General features: G+C 73.0%; 2 protein-coding genes. Both read left to right on the top strand.

Going from position 1 to position 2,316, the window contains the following annotated elements; translation table 11 throughout:
• Window positions 1–43 precede the first annotated feature (43 nt).
• Window positions 44–1,381 carry a nitrate/nitrite transporter gene (locus L0B03_RS16785; RefSeq protein ID WP_250447996.1) on the top strand — a complete coding sequence of 446 codons (1,338 nt, stop codon included), beginning with the start codon at window positions 44–46 and terminating at the stop codon, window positions 1,379–1,381.
• Window positions 1,382–2,316 (top strand): molybdopterin oxidoreductase family protein (locus L0B03_RS16780; protein WP_250447993.1); only part of this gene is annotated, 935 nt, incomplete at its 3' end. It abuts the gene before it with no gap.

The following is a 2,316-nucleotide window of genomic DNA, read 5'->3' as shown; positions in this document are numbered from 1 at the left end:
CGACCCCGCGAGCAGGGACGGGGGCGCCCCGAGCGGCAGCGCGGTGGCCACGCCCCCCGCGACGAGCACGACCCCCGGGGCCACCCGGCGCGGCCGGTGGATCGACCACTGGGACGCCGAGGACCCCGCCTTCTGGGAGGGCGGGGGCCGCGCCGTGGCGCGCCGCAACCTGCATCCCTCGATCTTCGCGGAGTTCCTCGGCTTCGCGGTGTGGGCGTCGTGGAGCATCGTGGTTCCCCAGCTCGCGGCCGTGGGGTTCGTCCTCACCGTCGACCAGCAGTTCTGGCTCATCGCGATCCCCAGCCTGGTGGGCGCGACCCTGCGGATCCCGTACACGTTCGCCGTCCCGCTGTTCGGCGGGCGGAACTGGACGATCATCTCGGCGCTGCTGCTCCTGCTTCCCGCGAGCGCCCTCGCCTACGTCACCTCACGCCCGGAGACCCCGTTCTCGGTGCTGCTCGTGGTCGCGGCCCTGGCCGGGGTCGGTGGCGGGAACTTCGCCTCGTCGATGGCGAACATCTCGTTCTTCTACCCCGAGCGAGAGAAGGGCAAGGCCCTGGGGCTCAACGCTGCGGGGGGCAACCTCGGGACCGCGGCCGTCCAGCTCGCCGTGCCCCTCGTGATCGTCGCGGGGGCCGGGATCGCCCTCGAGCGCGCCGGACTGATGTTCATCCCCCTGATCCTGGTCGCCGCCGTGTGGGCCTGGCGGCGCATGGACAACCTCTCGGGCGCGCGGTCGGACTACCGCGCCTTCGGTGCTGCGGTGCACAACCGGCACACCTGGATCATCTCGTTCCTCTACATCGGCACCTTCGGGTCCTTCATCGGCTACTCGGGGGCCTTCCCCACGCTGCTGCGCGGCCAGTTCCCCGAGGTCACCCTGAGCGTGGCCTTCCTCGGCGCCCTGGTCGGCTCCCTGGCGCGCCCGGTCGGCGGGATCCTGGCCGACCGGTGGGGCGGCGCCCGGGTCACCATCAGCTCCTTCGCCACCATGGCCGCAGGAGCTGTCGGGGCGATCACGGCCCTCGAGCGGCAAAGCTTCGGACTGTTCCTCGGGACCTTCCTGGTGCTCTTCGTCGCCACCGGGGTGGGCAACGGCGCGACGTACCGCATGATCCCCGCGGTGTTCCAGGTCGGGGCGACGACCCCCGAGCGCGCCGCACGGGCCCGCAAGGCCGCAGCAGGGTGCATTGGGATCGCCGGGGCCATCGGGGCCTTCGGAGGGTTCCTCATCCCGCGAGGGTTCGCGATCTCCGACGACCTGGCCGGTTCCTTGCAGCCTGCGCTCTGGGCCTTCGTCGGCGTCTACCTCGTGATGGGGTTCACCACCTGGTTCGTCTACCAGCGCCGCGCCGCCGTGCTCAGCGCTGCAGGGATCTGAATGACTGCGTCCACCGTGCACTTGCCGACCCCGCAGGCACCCGCGGCGCCGGCCGCGACCCACTGCCCGTACTGCGCCCTGCAGTGCGCGATGCACCTGACCACCCCCGAGCCCGTCGAGGGCGACGCCGAGGTGCCCGGCGCCGCCCCGACCGCAGCCCGGGTACCGGTCACGGTGGAGGGTCGAGACTTCCCGACCAACCGGGGCGGGCTGTGCCAGAAGGGCTGGACCAGCGCCGAGGTGCTCCGCGCCCCCGACAGGCTGACCTCCCCCCTGGTTCGCGGTGACGACGGCGAGCTGCACCCGACGTCCTGGGACGAAGCCCTGGACCTGATCGCGGAGCGGATCCACGGGCTTCGGCGCAGGTACGGGCCGGAGACGGTGGCGGTCTTCGGTGGTGGGGGGCTGACGAACGAGAAGGCCTACGCCCTGGGGAAGTTCGCGCGGGTGGTGCTGCGCACGCCGTTCATCGACTACAACGGCCGGTTCTGCATGGCGAGCGCCGCCGCAGGGGCCAACCGGGCCTTCGGGATCGATCGTGGACTGCCCTTCCCGTTGGCCGATCTGGGCGGCGCGCAGGCCGTGCTGCTGCTCGGGTCCAACGTGGCCGAGACCATGCCCCCGTCCACGACCCACCTCGCGGGCGCGCGCGCCGCGGGAGGTCTGGTCGTCGTGGACCCGCGCCACTCGGCCACCGCCGCGCTGTCCGACGACGGCGCGGGGATGCACCTGCAGCCCGTGCCGGGTACCGACCTCGTGGTCCTCATGGCCCTGCTGCACGTGGTCTGGGCCGAAGGCCTGGTCGACGAGGAGTACCTCGAGGCGCGCACGAGCGGGGCCGAGGACGTCCGTCGCAGCGTCGCGGCCTGGTGGCCCGAGCGCGCCGAGCAGGTGTCCGGGGTCCCGGCCGAGGACCTGCGGCGTGCGGCCCGCCG

Origin of the sequence: Actinotalea sp. C106, assembly GCF_023630195.1 — a bacterium.
GTDB lineage: Bacteria > Actinomycetota > Actinomycetes > Actinomycetales > Cellulomonadaceae > Actinotalea.
Note: the sequence above shows the minus strand (reverse complement) of the source record. Positions and strands in the feature narration are given on the sequence as shown.